Origin of the sequence: Micromonospora sp. PLK6-60 (assembly GCF_019890675.1) — a bacterium.
Lineage (GTDB): Bacteria > Actinomycetota > Actinomycetes > Mycobacteriales > Micromonosporaceae > Micromonospora.
The window spans coordinates 254,432-271,113 of the sequence record NZ_JAIOAA010000007.1; the positions used below are offsets into that span (position 1 = coordinate 254,432).

General features: G+C 75.0%; 13 protein-coding genes. 7 read left to right on the forward strand and 6 right to left on the reverse strand.

All coding sequences use genetic code 11. The features are described 5' to 3' along the window. Positions 1-84 precede the first annotated feature (84 nt). From K7640_RS16530 to lysX, 4 genes are all read right to left on the reverse strand, one after another. Positions 85-807, reverse strand: coding sequence for a membrane protein insertase YidC (locus K7640_RS16530; protein ID WP_222955724.1), 723 nt, complete (start codon positions 805-807; stop codon positions 85-87). A 124-nt stretch (positions 808-931) separates the two neighbouring features. Next, positions 932-1,243 (reverse strand): DUF6412 domain-containing protein, encoded by a 312-nt coding sequence (locus K7640_RS16535; protein WP_222955725.1) that lies wholly within the window; start codon positions 1,241-1,243, stop codon positions 932-934. 23 nt (positions 1,244-1,266) lie between these two features. Then, a complete protein-coding gene (locus tag K7640_RS16540) occupies positions 1,267-1,917 on the reverse strand; it encodes a DUF998 domain-containing protein (RefSeq protein WP_222955726.1) in 651 nt (216 codons plus the stop codon). Further along, positions 1,914-5,237: a bifunctional lysylphosphatidylglycerol synthetase/lysine--tRNA ligase LysX gene (gene lysX, locus K7640_RS16545; protein ID WP_308042572.1), complete on the reverse strand. Its 3,324-nt coding sequence runs from the start codon at positions 5,235-5,237 to the stop codon at positions 1,914-1,916. The genes K7640_RS16540 and lysX overlap by 4 nt, the downstream gene beginning before the upstream one ends. A 185-nt stretch (positions 5,238-5,422) precedes the next feature. Here lysX and K7640_RS16550 point away from each other — a divergent pair, with 185 nt between their 5' ends. The 4 genes from K7640_RS16550 to K7640_RS16565 all read left to right on the forward strand — a co-directional run bounded on the left by K7640_RS16550 (position 5,423) and on the right by K7640_RS16565 (position 10,474). Beyond that, a complete protein-coding gene (locus tag K7640_RS16550; RefSeq protein WP_255609252.1) occupies positions 5,423-6,559 on the forward strand; it encodes a glutamate--cysteine ligase in 1,137 nt (378 codons plus the stop codon). A 41-nt stretch (positions 6,560-6,600) separates the two neighbouring features. Further along, a complete protein-coding gene (locus K7640_RS16555) occupies positions 6,601-7,971 on the forward strand; it encodes an FAD-dependent oxidoreductase (RefSeq protein ID WP_222955728.1) in 1,371 nt (456 codons plus the stop codon). Positions 7,972-8,106: 135 nt separating this feature from the next. Next, positions 8,107-9,528 carry a WGR domain-containing protein gene (locus tag K7640_RS16560; protein ID WP_222955729.1) on the forward strand — a complete coding sequence of 474 codons (1,422 nt, stop codon included), beginning with the start codon at positions 8,107-8,109 and terminating at the stop codon, positions 9,526-9,528. A 79-nt stretch (positions 9,529-9,607) separates the two neighbouring features. Continuing rightward, positions 9,608-10,474, forward strand: coding sequence for an aminoglycoside phosphotransferase family protein (locus K7640_RS16565; RefSeq protein WP_222955730.1), 867 nt, complete (start codon positions 9,608-9,610; stop codon positions 10,472-10,474). Positions 10,475-10,532: 58 nt separating this feature from the next. On the opposite strand, the gene K7640_RS16570 is transcribed toward K7640_RS16565, so the two are convergent. Beyond that, complete coding sequence (locus K7640_RS16570) at positions 10,533-11,342, reverse strand: DNA-formamidopyrimidine glycosylase family protein (RefSeq protein WP_222955731.1); 810 nt, start codon at positions 11,340-11,342, stop codon at positions 10,533-10,535. A 505-nt stretch (positions 11,343-11,847) separates the two neighbouring features. Here K7640_RS16570 and K7640_RS16575 point away from each other — a divergent pair. The 3 genes from K7640_RS16575 (at position 11,848) to rocD (ending at position 15,311) form a co-directional block, all read left to right on the forward strand. After that, positions 11,848-12,960, forward strand: coding sequence for a thrombospondin (locus tag K7640_RS16575; protein WP_222955732.1), 1,113 nt, complete (start codon positions 11,848-11,850; stop codon positions 12,958-12,960). A 282-nt stretch (positions 12,961-13,242) separates the two neighbouring features. Continuing rightward, a complete protein-coding gene (gene ddaH / locus K7640_RS16580) occupies positions 13,243-14,097 on the forward strand; it encodes a dimethylargininase (RefSeq protein ID WP_374198096.1) in 855 nt (284 codons plus the stop codon). After that, complete coding sequence (rocD, locus tag K7640_RS16585; RefSeq protein ID WP_222955802.1) at positions 14,097-15,311, forward strand: ornithine--oxo-acid transaminase; 1,215 nt, start codon at positions 14,097-14,099, stop codon at positions 15,309-15,311. Before ddaH ends, rocD begins: the two co-directional genes overlap by 1 nt. A 60-nt stretch (positions 15,312-15,371) precedes the next feature. Here rocD and K7640_RS16590 read toward each other — a convergent pair whose 3' ends face one another. Continuing rightward, positions 15,372-16,520, reverse strand: a complete 1,149-nt coding sequence (locus K7640_RS16590) for an FHA domain-containing protein (RefSeq protein ID WP_222955733.1) — start codon at positions 16,518-16,520, stop codon at positions 15,372-15,374. Positions 16,521-16,682 lie beyond the last annotated feature (162 nt).

The window sequence follows — 16,682 nt, forward strand, 5'->3', positions numbered from 1 at the left end:
CGGCCGTGCATGTCAGCGTGCCGGTTTATTATTAGGACTGTTAACTGTTTCTGTCCAGACACCCCGTCCCGCCGGGCCGCCCGGTCAGCCGACCCCGACCGCCGGCCGGCGCAGCACCACCTGCTCCAGCGCCGTCCAGCCGGTGGTGGTCACCAGATAGAGCACCGCGGCCAGCGGCGCCACCAGCGCCACCAGCACCGTCCCGTACGGCAGCAGCGGCAGCACCCGACCCAGCACCGCCGCGCCCGGCCCCTCGGCCGGGGCACCCGTCACCGCCCCGGCCCGCCGCATCCGCCGCGAGGAGAACCAGGCCAGCGCCAGCAGGGCGGCCACCAGCACGCCGAACACGGCGAGCACCCCGCCGGTCAGCCCGTCGCCCAGGTGCCAGCCCAGCGGCACCCCGGCCAGCCGCTCGTCGAGCAGCCCCGCGCCGCCGTCCCCGGTGCCGAAGAGGCGGTACATGACCAGGAAGAACGGCGCCTGGAGCAGGGTGGGCAGGCAGCCGGCCACCGGGCTGGCCCCGGCCCGGCGGTAGAGCGCGAACAGTTCGGACTGCAACCGGGCCGGGTCACCGGCGTACCGGCGTTGCAACTGGCGGACCTCGGGCGCGAGCGCCGCGCGGCGCCGCTCGCCGCGGACCTGCGCGACGGTCAGCGGGGAGATCAGCAGGCGGACGGCGACGGTGAACAGGACGACGGCGGCGGCGGTGGCCGCCCCGCCGGTCAGCGGGGTGAGCGTGTCGGCGAGCCAGGCGACGGCGGCGCCGGCGACGCCGGCCGCGGTGGACAGCGGTGCGAAGGCGAACATGGGAAGACCCCTCGGTCGATTCCGGACGCTCCCGCCGACCGGCCGGGGCGCCAGACGAGGGCGACCACCGGAGGCGGTGACGGGAGGGATGACGACGGAACCGGTCGGGCGGCGGCGTACCCGGTCAGAACGCGACCGGACGCCACCCGACCGAGGGGCGGTGACCCGGCGCGCGGGGGCGGGGCCGGCCCGCCGCGTCGGGATCGACCTGGCGGGGCACCCCGCGCCGCCGGGCCCGGTCCCGCACGCCGGCCGCGCGACCGACCCGGGCCGGCCCGCGCGGCGCCCGGGGACGGGCCGCCAGCAGGGCGGTGAGCAGCAGCGCGGCCACCATCGCCGCGCCGGCCAGGAGGTCGCCGGGACGGTCCGCGAGCAGCGTGAGGCCGGTGAGCGCGTACGCCCACAGACTCGTCACCACCGACAGCGTTCCCGGCACGGGGGCCAGGCTAGTACCCGCTGTCACGTCGGGACGGCCAGCACGTCCGGGCGGGCGGCGACCGCGCCGGCCAGCAGCAGCCAACCGGAGAGACCGACCAGTTGCACCCGCTGCCAGGCGCCCAGCCCGCCGTCCGGGTACGCCGACTCCAGCAGGGTGGCGACCGTGCCGACCAGCAGCACCACCGCCACCGCGATCCCCCACCGTCGCCAGCGCGGCGCGCGCAGCACGGCCAGGATCGCGACCAGCGAGACCACTCCACCGGCCACCGCCAGCGCCGAGCTGACCGTGTGCGCCTCGTGCCGCCAGGACAGCACCCCCAGCCGCTCCAGCCGGGCGCAGCGGTCGTCGGTCGTCGGCGCGCAGTCCATCGACGTCAACCCGCCGTCCAGCGCGGTGGCCACCCCGAACACCGCCAGGCCCAGCCAGGCGATCCGGGCGACGCCCCGGACCCGGCCGGCCAGCGCCACGCCGACGCCGAGGGCCAGCAGCCCGGTCAGCGCGTCCCCCAGCCCGAACACCAGGTGGTACGGCTGGTCCCGGGCGGCCAGCTCGCTGGCGTACCCGTTGGCCAGCCCGAGCGCCGGGTTGAGCAGCGGCCCGAGCAGCCAGGAGGAATAGAGCACCGCCGCCAGCACCAGCACGGCGGCCGGCGCGGACCGGGCCCGGCTCACGAGGACTCCCGGACCAGCGGGAACGGCAGTGTCTCCCGGATCGACCGGCCGGTCAGCAGCATCACCAGCCGGTCCACCCCCAGGCCGAGCCCGCCGGTGGGCGGCATGGCGTACTCCAGCGCGGTGAGGAAGTCCTCGTCCAGCTCCATCGCCTCCGGGTCGCCGCCAGCTGCCCGCAGCGACTGCTCGGTCAGCCGCCGCCGCTGCTCGACCGGGTCGATCAGCTCCGAGTACGCGGTGCCCAGCTCCATCCCGAACGCCACCAGGTCCCACCGCTCGGCCAGCCGCGGATCGGCCCGGTGCCGGCGGGTCAGCGGCGAGGTGTCGGTCGGGAAGTCCAGATAGAAGGTGGGCGCCCCGGTACGCGCCTCGACCAGCCGCTCGTACAGCTCCAGCAGCACCTCGCCCCGGCCCCAGCGCGGGTCGTACGACACCCCGGCGCGGTCGGCGAGCTTGCGCAGCACGGCCGGCCCGGTGTCCGCGGTGACCTCCTCCCCCAGCGCCGCGGAGACCGCCTCGTCGACCGTACGCACCGGCCACTCGCCGCCGATGTCCACCGGCTCGTCGGTGCCGGGCCGGCGGACCACCGGCGCGCCGTGCACCGCCACCGCCGCCGCCACGATCAGCTCCCGGGCCAGCTCCCGCATGGCGTGGTAGTCGGCGTACGCCTGGTACGCCTCCAGCACGGTGAACTCCGGGTTGTGACTGTGGTCGACACCCTCGTTGCGGAACGCCCGGCCCAGCTCGTACACCCGCTCCACCCCGCCCACGGCGAGCCGCTTCAGATACAGCTCGGGCGCGATGCGCAGGCTCAACCGCAGGTCGTACGCGTTGCTGTGGGTGACGAACGGCCGGGCGTTGGCGCCGCCGTGCACCCGTTGCAGGATCGGCGTCTCCACCTCCAGGAAGTCCCGCCCGGCCAGCGTGCCGCGCAGGCTGTGCAGCACCGCGCCCCGGGCCCGCAGCAGCTCCCGGGCCTCCGGGTTGATCGCCAGGTCGAGGTAGCGGCGGCGGACCCGGGCCTCCGGGTCGGCCAGCCCGCGGTGCTTGTCCGGCAGCGGGCGCAGGCACTTGGCGGTCAGCCGCCAGTCGGTGACCCGGACCGAGACCTCGCCGCGCCGGGTCGCGTACACCTCGCCGGTGACCCCGACGTGGTCGCCGATGTCGACGGTGGCCCGCCACCGGTCCAGGTCGTGCTCCAGCACCAGTTGCAGGTCCCCGCTGCCGTCGCGCACCGTGCCGAAGCAGACCCCGCCGTGGTCGCGGACCAGCACCACCCGGCCGGCCACCGCGACGGTCTCGCCGGTGCCGGTGTCCGGCGCCAGGCCCGCGTGCCGCTCCCGCACCGACGCGCACGACGCGGTCCGCGGATAGTTCACCGGGTACGGGTCGACGCCCTCGGCGCGCAGCCGGTCCAGCTTCGCCTCCCGCACCCGGGCCTGTTCCGGGCGGCGCTCCGGGGCCGGCTCCGCCGCGACCGGGTGGACGGTCGCGGCCGACGGCGGCACGTAGTGCACGCCGCCGCCGGCCGGTGGCACCCCGCGCAGCGGGGTGGGCCGGCCGCCGGGCAGCGCCAGGAAGCCCTCCGCGGCCACCGCCGCCAGGCCCACCCGGGCCAGCTCCCGGCGCTCGCCGAAGCACAGGTAGCGCGGCACCCAGTGCGGCTGGTACTTGGCGTTGGACAGGTACAGCGACTCCAGCTGCCACCAGCGGGAGAAGAACAGCAGCAGGCCCCGCCAGAGCCGGATCACCGGGCCGGCGCCGATCCGGGCGCCCTGCTCGAAGACCGCGCGGAACGCCGCGAAGTTCAGCGACACCCGCTCGACGCCCAACCGGGGGGCGGCGGCGAGCAGCGCTGCCACCATGAACTCCACGATCCCGTTCTCGGCGGCCCGGTCCCGGCGCATCAGGTCCAGCGACAGCCCGTCGGTGCCCCACGGGCTCAGCGACAGCAGCGCCCGGACCCGCCCGTCCCGGTCGACCGCCTCGACGAGTACGCAGTCGCCGTCGGCCGGATCGCCGAGGCGGCCCAGCGCCATCGAGAAACCCCGCTCGTTCTCGGTGTCCCGCCAGCCGGTGGCGAGCCGGGCCGCCTCGGCCAGCTCCCCCGGCGGGATGTCGGCGTGCCGGCGGACCCGGGCCGTGTAACCGGCCCGCTCGACCCGGTGCACCGCCTGCCGCACCGGGCGCATGTCCCGGCCGTCCAGGTCGAACTCGCGGGCCACCAGGATCGCCTCGTCGCCCAGGTGCAGCACCTTCAGCCCGTACCGGTGGTAGGCCCGGGCCCCGGCCTCGCTGGTGCCGATCACCGCCGGGGTCCAGGCGTACGCGCGGGCCTGCTCCAGCCACGCCGCGATGACCGGGCCCCACGCCTCCGGGTCGCCGATCGGGTCGCCGCTGGCCAGGCTGACCCCGTTCACCACCCGGTAGGTGACGGCCGCCTTGCCGCTGGGCGAGAAGATCGCCGCCTTGTCCCGCCGGGTGGCGAAGTAGCCAAGCGAGTCCCGCCCGCCGTGCCGGGCGAGCAGGGCCCGGATCCGTTCCTCCTCCTCCGGGTGCAGCACCGCGGCAGCCCGCTGGGACCGCAGCAGGGTGAACAACCCGGCCACGAGGGCGACCGCGCCGAACGCGCCGAGCAGCAGGTTCACCCAGCCCGGCGCCGACCCCCGCCGGGTGACGTCCAGGGTGACCGCGCCGCCGAACACCTTCTCGACGGCGTACCCGAGCCGGCCCGGCCAGCCGTGCAGGCTGCCCGGCTCGACCAGGAGCAGCAGGTAGCCCAGCCCGACCGCGACGGCCGCCAGCCCGCCGAAGACGCCGAGCGCGCGCCAGGCGCTGCCGCGGCGCACCCGGGCGTAGAACTCCCGCCGGGCCGCCAGCAGCAGGGCCAGCGCCAGCGCGGCGAACCCGACGCCGACCCAGACGCCGACCGTCTCGATCAGGTTGAAGACCCGCCGCCCGGTGTCGTCGGTGAGCCGGTCCGCACCCACCACGGCCAGCAGCACGCCGGCCAGCAGCCCGCCCACCAGGCTGAGCGAGAAGTACCCGACCAGCACCCGGTACGCCAGGCGCTTGCGACGCAGCACCGCCGCCGCGAGCGTGCCGAGGAAGACCGCGTACGCCAGGTTGGCGGGCGCGGGCAGCAGCAGGGTGTCGATGAACGTCCGGACCGGCTGGACGTCGGCGCGGAACGCGCTGCTCAACGCGGCCAGGGCGCAGACGGTGGCGAGGACCCAGAGCAGGGTGGCGAAGACCCGGGGCACCTGCCGCCGCCAGTCCCGCCGTGCCGTCACCCCGCGCGGGGCGTCGTCAGCGGTCACCCGGACCTCCCTCGGGCCGCCGGTTCCCGGTGCCGGGCCGCGCCGTACCGGATCGACCGGCCCATCGTAAGCATCCGGGCAGCCCGCTCCGAACCGGAACGTTTCCCCCGAACGACACCCTGGGTAATGCTGCCGTCGACATCGCGGCGGCGCGCCGCGACCGGCAGGAACGGACGGTGGTGGCCATGGCGGGCGGGGTGGCGGAGCGCCAGGTGGCGACGCCGGTCGGGAGCGACCTGCTCACCGTGGGCGTCGAGGAGGAGTTCCTGCTCGTCGACCCGCACGTCGGGTCGGCCGTGCCCGCCGTCGACCTGGTCATGGAGCAGGTGCCGGCGGAGCTGCGCGGGCAGGTGGAGCGGGAGTTCCAGACCAGCCAGATCGAGATCGGCAGCCCGCCCGGCCTGGAGCTGTCCTCGATCCGGCACTCGCTGGGGGTGCTGCGCGGGGCGCTGGCCGAGGCGGCCGAGCGGGCCGGCGTACGGCTGCTCGCGATCGGCACCGGCCCGGTGGACGGCCCGGTGCCACCGGTGGTCGACAAGCCCCGCTTCGACCGGATGATCGAGCGGTTCCGGCTGCTGGTGCCGGGGCCCGGCAACAACGGCATGCACGTGCACGTCGGCGTCCCCGACCAGGAGACCGGCGTGCAGGTGCTCAACCACGTCCGCCCGTGGCTGCCGATCCTGGCCGCGGTGACCGCCAACTCGCCGTTCGCCCGGGGCGAGGACACCGGCTACGCGAGCTGGCGGTCGGTGGAGTGGGAACGCTGGCCGTCGGTCGCGCCGACCCCGTTCCTGACCTCCCACGAGCACTACGAGCGGCTGATCCGGCAGCTGATCGCCTCCGGGGTGATGCTCGACGAGGGGATGCTCTACTGGTACGCCCGGCTGTCCGCGAAGTATCCCACCGTGGAGATCCGGATCGGCGACGTCTGCCCCTCGCTGGACGACACCGTGTTGGTGGCGGCCCTGGTCCGCGCCCTGGTGGCGACCGCGATGGCGGACATCGAGGCCGGCCGGCCGCCGATCAACACCGACCACCACCTGCTGGTCGCCGCGCACTGGCGGGCCGCCCACGACGGCCTGGAGGGCGACGGCGTGGACGTGATCGACGGCGAGCTGCGGCCGACCTGGGAGTTGCTGGACCGGCTGGTCGACCGGCTCAAGCCCGAGCTGGAGCGACACGGTGACCTGGCCACGGTGACCGACCTGCTCGGCGGGCTGCGCCGGCACGGCAGCGGGGCGGCCCGGCAGCGGGCAATCTTCGCCCGGACCGGCCGGCTGGTCGACGTGGTCGCCGACGTCGCCCGACAGACCCGCGGCTGAGCTGTGCCCGGAATGATCGCCCGCGTGACAGGATGGGCGGCGTGGCGGAACGGCTGATCGTGATCGGCGGGGACGCGGCCGGGATGGCCGCGGCGTCCCAGGCCCGACGCCGCCGCGCCCGCGACGACCTGGAGATCGTGGCCTTCGAGCGGGGACACTTCACCTCGTACTCGGCCTGCGGCATCCCGTACTGGATCAGCGGGGTGGTGCCGGAGCGGGACCAGCTGGTCGCCCGGGATCCGGCGACGTTCCGGGAGTCGTTCGACATCGAGGTGCGGCTGCGGCACGAGGTCACCGGCATCGACCTGGACCGCCGCGAGGTGATCGCCCGGGACCTGGACGCCGACCGCGAGCTCCGCGAGGGTTTCGACAGCCTGGTCTACGCCGCCGGCGCGGTGCCGATCACGCCGGACTGGGCGCGTACCCCGGTCCCCGGCGTCTTCGGGGTGCAGACCCTCGACGACGGGGCGGCCCTGCGGGCCTGGCTGGACGGTGAGCCCCGGCCCCGCCGGGCGGTGGTCATCGGCGGCGGCTACATCGGCGTCGAGATGGCCGAGTCGCTGATCCAGCGCGGCCTGTCGGTCAACCTCGTGGAGCAGGCCGACCAGCCGATGTCCACCGTGGACCCGGACATGGCCGAGCTGGTCGCCGAGGCGATGCGGGGCGTCGGCATCAAGATCCGCACCGGCCTCGCGGTCACCGGCCTCACCGAACGGGACGGGCGGATCGCCGCGGTGGAGACCGCCGAGGGGCCGGTGCCGGCCGACGTGGTGGTCCTCGGGCTCGGCGTACGCCCCAACGTCGGGCTGGCCGAGTCGGCCGGGCTGCCGCTCGGCCCCAGCGGCGCGATCCGGGTGGACCGGCGGATGCGGGTGCCCGGGGTGCCCGGCGTCTGGGCGGCCGGCGACTGCGTGGAGAGCCTGCACCGGGTCAGCGGGCTGCCCGTGCACATCCCGCTGGGCACCCACGCCAACAAGCAGGGACGGGTCGCGGGGATCAACATCGGCGGCGGGTACGCCGCCTTCCCGGGCGTGATCGGCACCGCGGTGACCAAGGTCTGCGAGCTGGAGGTGGGGCGCACCGGCCTGCGGGAGCGGGACGCCGCCGCGGCCGGGTTCGAGTTCGTCTCGGTGGTGGCCGAGTCGACCAACCGGGCCGGTTACTTCCCCGGCGCGCGGACCATGCACGTCAAGCTGATCGCGGAGCGGCCCACCGGCCGGCTGCTCGGCGCGCAGATCGTCGGCTGGTCGGAGGCGGCCAAGCGGATCGACGCCCTCGCGGTGGCGCTGTGGAACGGGATGACGGTGGACGAGATGACCGCCCTGGATCTCGGCTACGCCCCGCCGTACGCGCCGGTGTGGGACCCGGTGCTGATCGCCGCCCGCAAGGCCGTCGACGCCCTCGCCCGGTAAGGAAGGGCACCTTGTTAACGCCTTTTGCATAGGCGGGGCCCCCGCTTAACACCCCCTGATCTTGTCGGGGGGTGGCGTTAGCTTGTGCGGGCAGTCGCGTTGCCGGGTCCGGCACTTCCCCTCGGAGGCATCACCATGTCGCAGGAGACGACCTACCTCGAACTGTCCGAAGTGGACGGTGGGGCGCACAAGTTCTACGAGGTGGTGGTGGCCGACACCGCGATGACCGTGCGCTACGGCCGGATCGGCGACCAGGGCCAGGTCAAGACCACCAGCTATCCGGACAACGCCCGCGCCCGGGCCGCCGCCGCGAAGAAGATCGGCGAGAAGGTCCGCAAGGGGTACGCGCCGGCGGTGCCCGGCGTACGCCAGAAGCGCACGGTCTCCCGCCGGCAGATCGTCAGCACCCGCTCCACCGCCCGCACCGCCCCCGTCCTCTGGCGGTACGCCTCGGGCGCGCCCGCGTTCGGCATCTTCGTCGACGGGCAGAGCTGCCTGGTGGGCAACGAGCACGGGGTGATCACCACGCTCGACCACGACGCCCGGGTGCTGAACCAGGTCCGGCTCCCCGACGGGGTCAAGTGCATCGTCGCCGACGACGCCTGGATCTACGCCGGCTGCGACGACGGCAACGTCTACGACCTCTCCGGCAAGGTGCCCCGCGCGGCGTACGCGATCGCCCCGGACATCGACATCTACTGGCTGGACATCCACGACGGCGTGCTGGGTGTCTCCGACCGGGACGGCGGCATCGCCGCGATCGACCACGAGGACGAGTTCCTCTGGCGCCGGGCGGGGCGGGGCCGCTCCGCGTGGATGGTGCGCTGCGACACCGACGCGCTCTACCACGGCCACTCGCAGGGGGTCACCGGCTACGACTGGCGGACCGGCCGGGAGCTGTGGCACACCCGGACCGGGTCGGTGCTCTTCGGCTGGCAGGAGCGCGACACCGTGTTCGCCGGCACCGGCACCCGCGAGGTGGTGCGACTGCGCAAGGACGGCCGGGCCGAGCGGACGTACCGTTGCGACGCCGCGGTCTTCTCCTGCGCCACCGCCGAGGGCGGCCGGTACGTCTTCGCCGGCGACAGCGCCTCCTCGATCTACTGCTTCGACGAAGCCGGCACCCGGTTGTGGAAGCTCGGCACCGGCTGCGGCTCGGCGTACTCGATGCAATATCACGACGAGCGGCTCTACGTGGTCACCACCAGCGGCCACCTGGCCTGCATCGACGCCAGCGAGCCGGCGATCCGGGCGGCCGAGGCGGGCAGCGTGCCCGACGTGGTGGACGTCAAGGCACCGGCCCGGCTGCCCGAGCCGGCCGCCTGGGCGTCGGTGGAGGTGACCAGCGACGCCCGCGGCGGCGTGGTGGTGCAGTGCGTCGACGAGGGCGGCCGGCTGCGCGTCCGGGTGCTCTCCGACGGGTATGACCGGGGCTGGTCGGTGCAGTTCCCGAAGGGCATCCGGGAGGCCGGGGCGCGTTATCTGGTCACCGAGCTCCGGGAGGCCGGCCGTGGCGGCTTCTACCGGGCGTACGGCGACATCCGCCGGTTGCGCTGAGGACTCCGGTCCGCCGGCGGCGCGGGACCGCCGGCGGACCGGTCAGCGGACCCGACGTGGGGCGCGTCAGGATGACCGGGTGGAGATCCCGGAGAGCCTGCGGTGGACCGAGCGGATCCCGGCCGGCCGGGCGTGGCGCGCGGCGCTGCCGGGCCTGCTGGCGGAGTGCGTCGAACGGTGGGACCTGCGGGTGGGCCGGCCGTACGGCGGGGCCTTCGCGTCGCTGGCGGTGCCGGCGGAACTGCCGGACGGCATGCCGGCGGTGCTGAAACTCCAGTACCCGGACGACGACAGCGTGCAGGAGGCGGCGGCGCTGGCGCACTGGGCCGGCCGGGGCGCGATCCGGCTGCTCGCGCACGACCCGGCCCGCCGGGCGCTGCTGGTGGAGCGCTGCCTGCCCGGCACCCCGCTGTACGAGCTGCCACCCGACGCGGCGCTGGCGGCGGCGGTCGACCTGTTGCCCCGGCTCGGCGTACCGGCCGGCGCGGGGTTCACCCCGCTGGCCGAGGAGGCGGCCCGCTGGGCGGAGCGGATCCCCGCCCAGTGGGCGCAGGCCGGCCGCCCGTACGACCGGCGGCTGCTGGACACCGGCCTCGCGATCCTGGCCGAGCTGGTGTCGAGTCAGGGCGAGCCGGTGCTGGTCAACCAGGACCTGCATGCCGGCAACATCCTCCGGTCCGACCGGGAGCCGTGGCTGGCGATCGACCCGAAGCCGCTGGCCGGCGAGCGGGAGTTCGCCCCGGTGCCGCTGGTACGCGGGATGGAGCTGGGACATTCCCCGTCGGCCGTCCGGTACCGGCTGGACCGGCTCAGCGCCGAACTGGGCCTGGACCGGGAGCGGGTCCGGGGCTGGACGATCGTGCACTGCACCGCGTGGAGCATCGGCGCGGGGCAGGTCTTCCCGCACCAGATCGAGGTGGTCCGCTGGCTGCTCGGCGAGGAGTGAGCGGTCCCCGGACGCCGGACCGGCGGGCCGGCCCCGGCGGTCGGGCCGTCGCCCTCGGTCAACCGGCCTGGCAGGTGGCGCACCAGTAGAGGTGGCGGCCGACCAGCTCACCCCGGCTGACCTTGGTGCCACAGACGTGGCAGGGCGCGCCGGGCCGACGGTAGACGTACACCTCGCCGCCGTGCCGGTCCACCCGGGGTGGGCGTCCCATCGCCGCTGGCAGGTGCGCGTCGCGGACCGTGTCGATCCGGCCGTGCCGCGCCGCCACGGTCATCAGCTCGACCAGGTCGGCCCAGAGTTCCGCCCAGCCGGCCGGGGTGAGCTCCCGGCCGGGCAGCAGCGGCGGCAGCCCGGCCCGGAACAGCGCCTCGGTGACGAAGATCAGGCCGGTGCCGGCCACCACCGACTGGTCGAGCAGCAGGGCGGCCAGCGGCGTCGCGCTGCGCCGGATCCGGGCGTACGCCCGCTCGGGGTCGGCGTCACCGCGCAGCGGGTCCGGGCCGAGCCGGGCGCGCAGCGCGGCCACCTCGGGCGGGGTGAGCACCTCGCAGGCGGTGGGCCCGCGCAGGTCCAGCCAGTACGCGTCGCTGGTCAGCCGCAACCGGATCTGGCCGACCGGGGGCGGTGGCTCGCCGGGACCGTCGGTGACCTTGCCGTACAGCCCGAGGTGCACGTGCAGGGTCAGCTCCCCGGCGTGGTGGTGCAGCAGGTGCTTGCCGTACGCCTCGGTGCTCTCCAGGACGGTGCCGCCGAGCCGGGCCGCGCCCTCGGCGAAGCGGCCCTGCGGGCTGGCGGCCTGCACCTTGTCGCCGGCGAACAGCGCGGCGTGCCGGGCCGCCAGGCGGTGGATGGTGTGTCCCTCTGGCACGACGCCAAGGGTAGTCCGGGCGGCACGAGGTGCTGACTCGGCGCGCACCGACCACTCTTCGTAGCCACCCAGACGGACCCCGACACACCCCTGCCGCCGCCTTTGCTCTGCTTCAGCCCACGCAACACCGCGCTGACCAGCCGTTGCACCCGGGACACGCGGCGCGCCCGGCCGACCACCCGCTCACGCCGCGTGCCTGTTGCCTCCGCTGAAGCAGAGCAAAGCGTGCGACACCGACCCCGCCGGCCCCGGGCGATCCTGCCCCTGATCATCACGGTGGGCCGGGCCGACCCCTGGCCGACCTGGGCGCGCCGCACGGCGGCGGGCAGCGCGGACAGCGGCAACGCCGGCCGCCACACGCCACCCGCCGCCCAACTCAGGGCTCGGGTGCCGTGGGCGGCGGCGTCGGGTGTCGCAAACGGCGCGGTTGGGTACGTCATCCGCAGAACCGCGTGGCAGCCGCGGCGCCTCCGAGGCCTCCACGCATGGACGAGGAGGTGTCGAGATGAACTTTCCCCTGCTGTCACGCCGGAACAAGGCGGCGTCCGACCGGGACGTGAACGGCGACGGCCGCGTCGACGCGGACGACGCGACGGCCACCATGGATACCGTCGAGCGACCGGCGGACACCGAGCGGACCGCCGCGCAGCCCCGCGTCACCGACTCCACCGCCACGCGGTCCGGGGTCACCGACTCCACCGCCACGCGGTCCGGGGTCACCGACTCCACCGCAACGCGGTCCGGGGTCACCGACTCCACCGCCGCGCAGCCCCGCGTCGCCGACTCCACCGCCGACGACACCGTCGCGCAGCCCCGGGTCACCGACCCGACCGCCGGCCGGCCCCGGGTCACCGACCGGGAGGCGGACCGGGCCACGTACCGCAGCAGCACCGCGCCGGCCGCCCCGGTGACCGGCGCCGCGACCACCGATCCGGCCACCGAGCGCACCACCGACCTGGCGCAGGAGCGCGCGGACCTGGATCGGGAGCGCGCGGACCTGGACCGGGGACGCCGCGGTGCCGACCTGGACGGCGACGGCGTGCCGGACCGGCGGCGGGTCGGCGGCGCCGGCGTGGTGGGGCGGCGCACCACCGACCTCGACGGCGACGGCGTGGTGGGGCGGCGCCCCACCGATCTCGACGGCGACGGCGTGGTCGGGCGGCGCCCCACCGATCTCGACGGCGACGGTGTGCCGGACCGGCGCGGCGCCGACCTCGACGGTGACGGGGTGGTCGACCGCCGGGAGGCGGACCTCGACCGGACCCGGGCCGGGGCCCCGGTGGCCGCCGGGCCGAAGCCACGGGCGAGCCTGCTTGCCACGCTCGGCCTGATCCTCGGGGTGGCGGGCGCGCTGTTCGTGCTGACCGGCGCGCTGGCCGGGTACGGCATCGGGCTGGGCGCGGTCGGCGCGGTGCTGTCCGTGCTGGGCCTGATCGCCACCCGGCGGCGGCACATCGCCGGTAAGACGGACGCGCTGTTCGGCATCCTCTTCGGCCTGGGCGCGGTGGTGCTCGGCGTACTGGCGATGACCGGCATCTTCGACTGGCCCACCACGGACGGCGACTGGGTGAACCGGTTCCGTGAGTGGCTTGATTCACAGTTTGTGAATCGTTTCTGAGGGGCAACTATTCGTTCGCCGACGATGCGCCGGCGACGCTCGATCAGTCTGGTGGTTCACCAGCCGGGCACGCATCCTTACGAGGGGCGGCGGTGCGCCGCCCCTCGAAGCGTGTCCGGGTCGGATCGGGTGCCCATCCGTCGCTGACCGACGCTACGCAACGATCCGCCGCTCGTCGTCCGCCACACGCAACGTTCCGCTGCCGTACGCAAGGTCCGGCGGTGGATGTCGCCTGCTCCCGGCGCATAACGTTGAACAACGGCGCCAGCCCGCGAGCCGACGGTGGCCGGGCGCGCCCGACCCCAGGAGCAGGACATGACGATGGACGCCATCCGCCAGCGCTTTCTGATGTGCCGGCCGACGTACTTCGCCGTCGACTACGCGATCAACCCGTGGATGGACCCGACCGCGCCGGTCGACGCCGACCTGGCCATCCGCCAGTGGGAGCGGCTCCGGCAGACGTACCTCGACCTGGGCCACGAGGTGGAGCTGATCGAGCCGGTCGCCGGCCTGCCGGACATGGTCTTCGCCGCCAACGGCGGCACCGTGATCGACGGCAAGGCCATGGCGGTGCAGTTCCGGGACCCGCAGCGCGCCGACGAGGCCCCCGCCTACCGCGCCTGGTTCGAGACCGCCGGCTTCGAGATGTACGACCCGAAGCACGTCAACGAGGGCGAGGGCGACGTCCTGCTGGTCGGCGACCACCTGCTCGCCGGCACCGGGTTCCGCACCGCGCACGCCTCGCACGCCCAGCTCCAGGAGGTCTTCGGCTACCCGGTGATCACCATGCAGCTGGTGGATCCCCGCTTCTACCACCTGGACACCGCGCTGACCGTGCTCGACGAGCGGACCGTGGCGTACCTGCCGGAGGCGTTCTCGCCCGGCAGCCGGGCGGTGCTGCGCCGGCTCTTCCCGGACGCGGTGCACGCCACCCTGGCCGACGCCGAGGTGCTCGGCCTGAACGCGGTCAGCGACGGGCGGCACGTGGTGCTTCCCGCCCAGGCCACCGACCTGGCCGCGAAGCTGCGCGACCGGGGCTACGAGACCATCGGGATCGACCTGTCCGAGCTGCGCAAGGCCGGCGGCGGACCGAAGTGCTGCACGTTGCGACTCCGTCAGGGAAAGGCAGTCAAGTGATCGTCGACGACATGCTGCGGACGCCGTCCGCGGTCCGGGACGCCGAGCGCCACACGGCGCACAACTACCACCCGCTGCCGGTGGTGATCTCGTCGGCCGAGGGCGCCTGGCTGACCGACGTGGACGGCCGGCGCTACCTCGACTGCCTGGCCGGCTACTCGGCGCTGAACTTCGGCCACCGGCACCCGAAGCTGATCGAGGCCGCGCACGCGCAGCTCGACCGGCTCACCCTGACCAGCCGGGCGTTCATCCACGACCAGTTCGCCGACTTCTGCCGCGAGCTGGCCGAGCTGTGCGGCAAGGAGCTCGTGCTGCCGATGAACACCGGCGCCGAGGCGGTGGAGACCGGCATCAAGGTCGCCCGCAAGTGGGGCTACCAGGTCAAGGGCGTCACCCCGGGCCAGGCCAACATCGTGGTCGCCGAGGGCAACTTCCACGGCCGGACCACCACCATCGTCAGCTTCTCCACCGACGAGGACGCACGGGCCGACTTCGGGCCGTACACCCCGGGTTTCACCGTGGTCCCCTACGGCGACCTGGCGGCGCTCGCGGCGGCGATCGACGAGAACACCGTGGCCGTGCTCCTCGAACCGATCCAGGGTGAGCAGGGCGTCGTGGTGCCGCCGGAGGGCTACCTGCCGGGCGTGCGCGAGGTCTGCACCGAGCGGAACGTGCTCTTCATCGCCGACGAGATCCAGTCGGGTCTGGGCCGCACCGGCAGCACCTTCGCCTGCGACCTGGAGGGCGTCACCCCGGACATGTACCTGCTGGGCAAGGCGCTCGGCGGCGGCATCGTGCCGGTCTCCGCGGTCGCCGCGAACGCCGACGTGCTCGGCGTGCTCAAGCCGGGCCAGCACGGCTCGACCTTCGGCGGCAACCCGCTGGCCTGCGCCGTCGCCACCGAGGTGGTCCGGCTGCTGGCCACCGGCGAGTTCCAGCGGCGGTCGGCCGAGCTGGGCGAGCGGCTGCGGGCGGGCCTGGAAGGGCTGGTCGGCAAGGGTCTGGTCGCCGTGCGGGTGCGCGGTCTCTGGGCCGGCGTCGACATCGACCCGGCGCTGATGAGCGGCCGGCAGGCCTGCGAGCGGCTGATGGAGCGGGGTGTGCTGGCCAAGGACACCCACGGCTCGACCATCCGGCTCGCCCCGCCGCTGGTGATCACGGCCGAGGAGATCGACCACGCGGTGGCCCAGCTCGCCGCCGTGCTGGCCGGCTGACACCCCGTACGCGAAAGGGCGCCGGGACCGCGACGGTCCCGGCGCCCTGCGTCGTCTGCCTCAGACCCGGGGCAGGCGCATCGCCATGGTCGGTGCCTCGGCCATCACCGAGGCGGGGGTGAACTTGGCCGCGCTGGGCAGTTCCTCCGCCCGACCGATCTGCACCCCCGGGTAGAGCTCGACGAAGTCGCCCTCGCCGAGCACCCGGGACTGCCGGGGGGCCAGCGCGACCCGGTCCGCCTCGGCCAGCGAGCCGCCCGGCCGGATGCCGGAGCCGTTGGTGCTGGTGTCGGTCACCACCACCTCGCCCACCCGCAGCTCGAACCGGACGTGCCCGCGGCTGATCCACCGGCGCGCCTCGTCGTTGAGCCACTGGCCGAGCACGATCCCGCCGGCCTGTTCCGGTGCCCGCCCCACCACGACCGGCTGGTCCTCGGTGACCACGAACCGGCGGCGCACCAGGCCGCCGATCCGTACCGCCAGCACCTCGGTGCGCGGCCGGGGCCCGCCGTCGCTCAGCCGCACGCCGTGCCGGGGACACGCCGGCGCCCCGCCGCGCAGGGTGGGCGGCGGCTGGCCGGCGGGGCTGCGTTCCACCCGGGCCAGGTCGGCGAAGGCCCCGCCCCCGCCACCGGCGCCGAACAGGGCGCAGCCCGGCTCGGGGCAGCGCCACTGCCGGGTCAGTAACTGCTGGCCGGCCGCCGACCGGGGGCCGGTCGACGGCGCCTGCCCGCCACCGACGTGCGCGATGAAGACCGGGCCGCCGGCGCCGGGCACCGGGGCCAGCAACCGGCCCGCCTGCCCGAGCCACGGCAGCCGCCCGGTCAGCCCGTCGAAGCGCACCCGGGTGAGCACCGGCAGGCCCAGCAGGTCGGCCACCTCCAGCACCCGGTCGCCGGGCTGGTCCAGCACCTCGACCAGGCCGTCGTCGGCCCAGCGCCGGACCACCATCCGCTCGTTGGAGGTCAGGTCGGCGTCGGAGAGCAGGGCCCGGTGCACGATCGCGTAGACCGGGACGCTGTCCTCCTCCATCTGCCGGGCCAGCGCGTCGAGCACCATGCCCAGCCGGAGCAGGCTGGCCGGGCGGCCGCCGTCCAGGTCCTGCCAGCGGATCACCTCGGCCAGGTCGACCACCGCCCGGGCGAGCGCCGGGTCGGTGCAGACCCGGCCCTCGATGGCGTCCAACACCTTGCTGATCTCGAATCTCATCGGGCGCTCCGCACGAACTCGTCGGCTTGTCGCACCGCCGTCGCGGTGAGCAGGTCTGCCATGGCCCGACCCTACCGGCCGGCGCCGACGCGCCCGACGTGCCACGGCCACACCCGGTGCACACCCTCACCGGAGGTGAGCGCGGGCGTACGGTCGGCCACC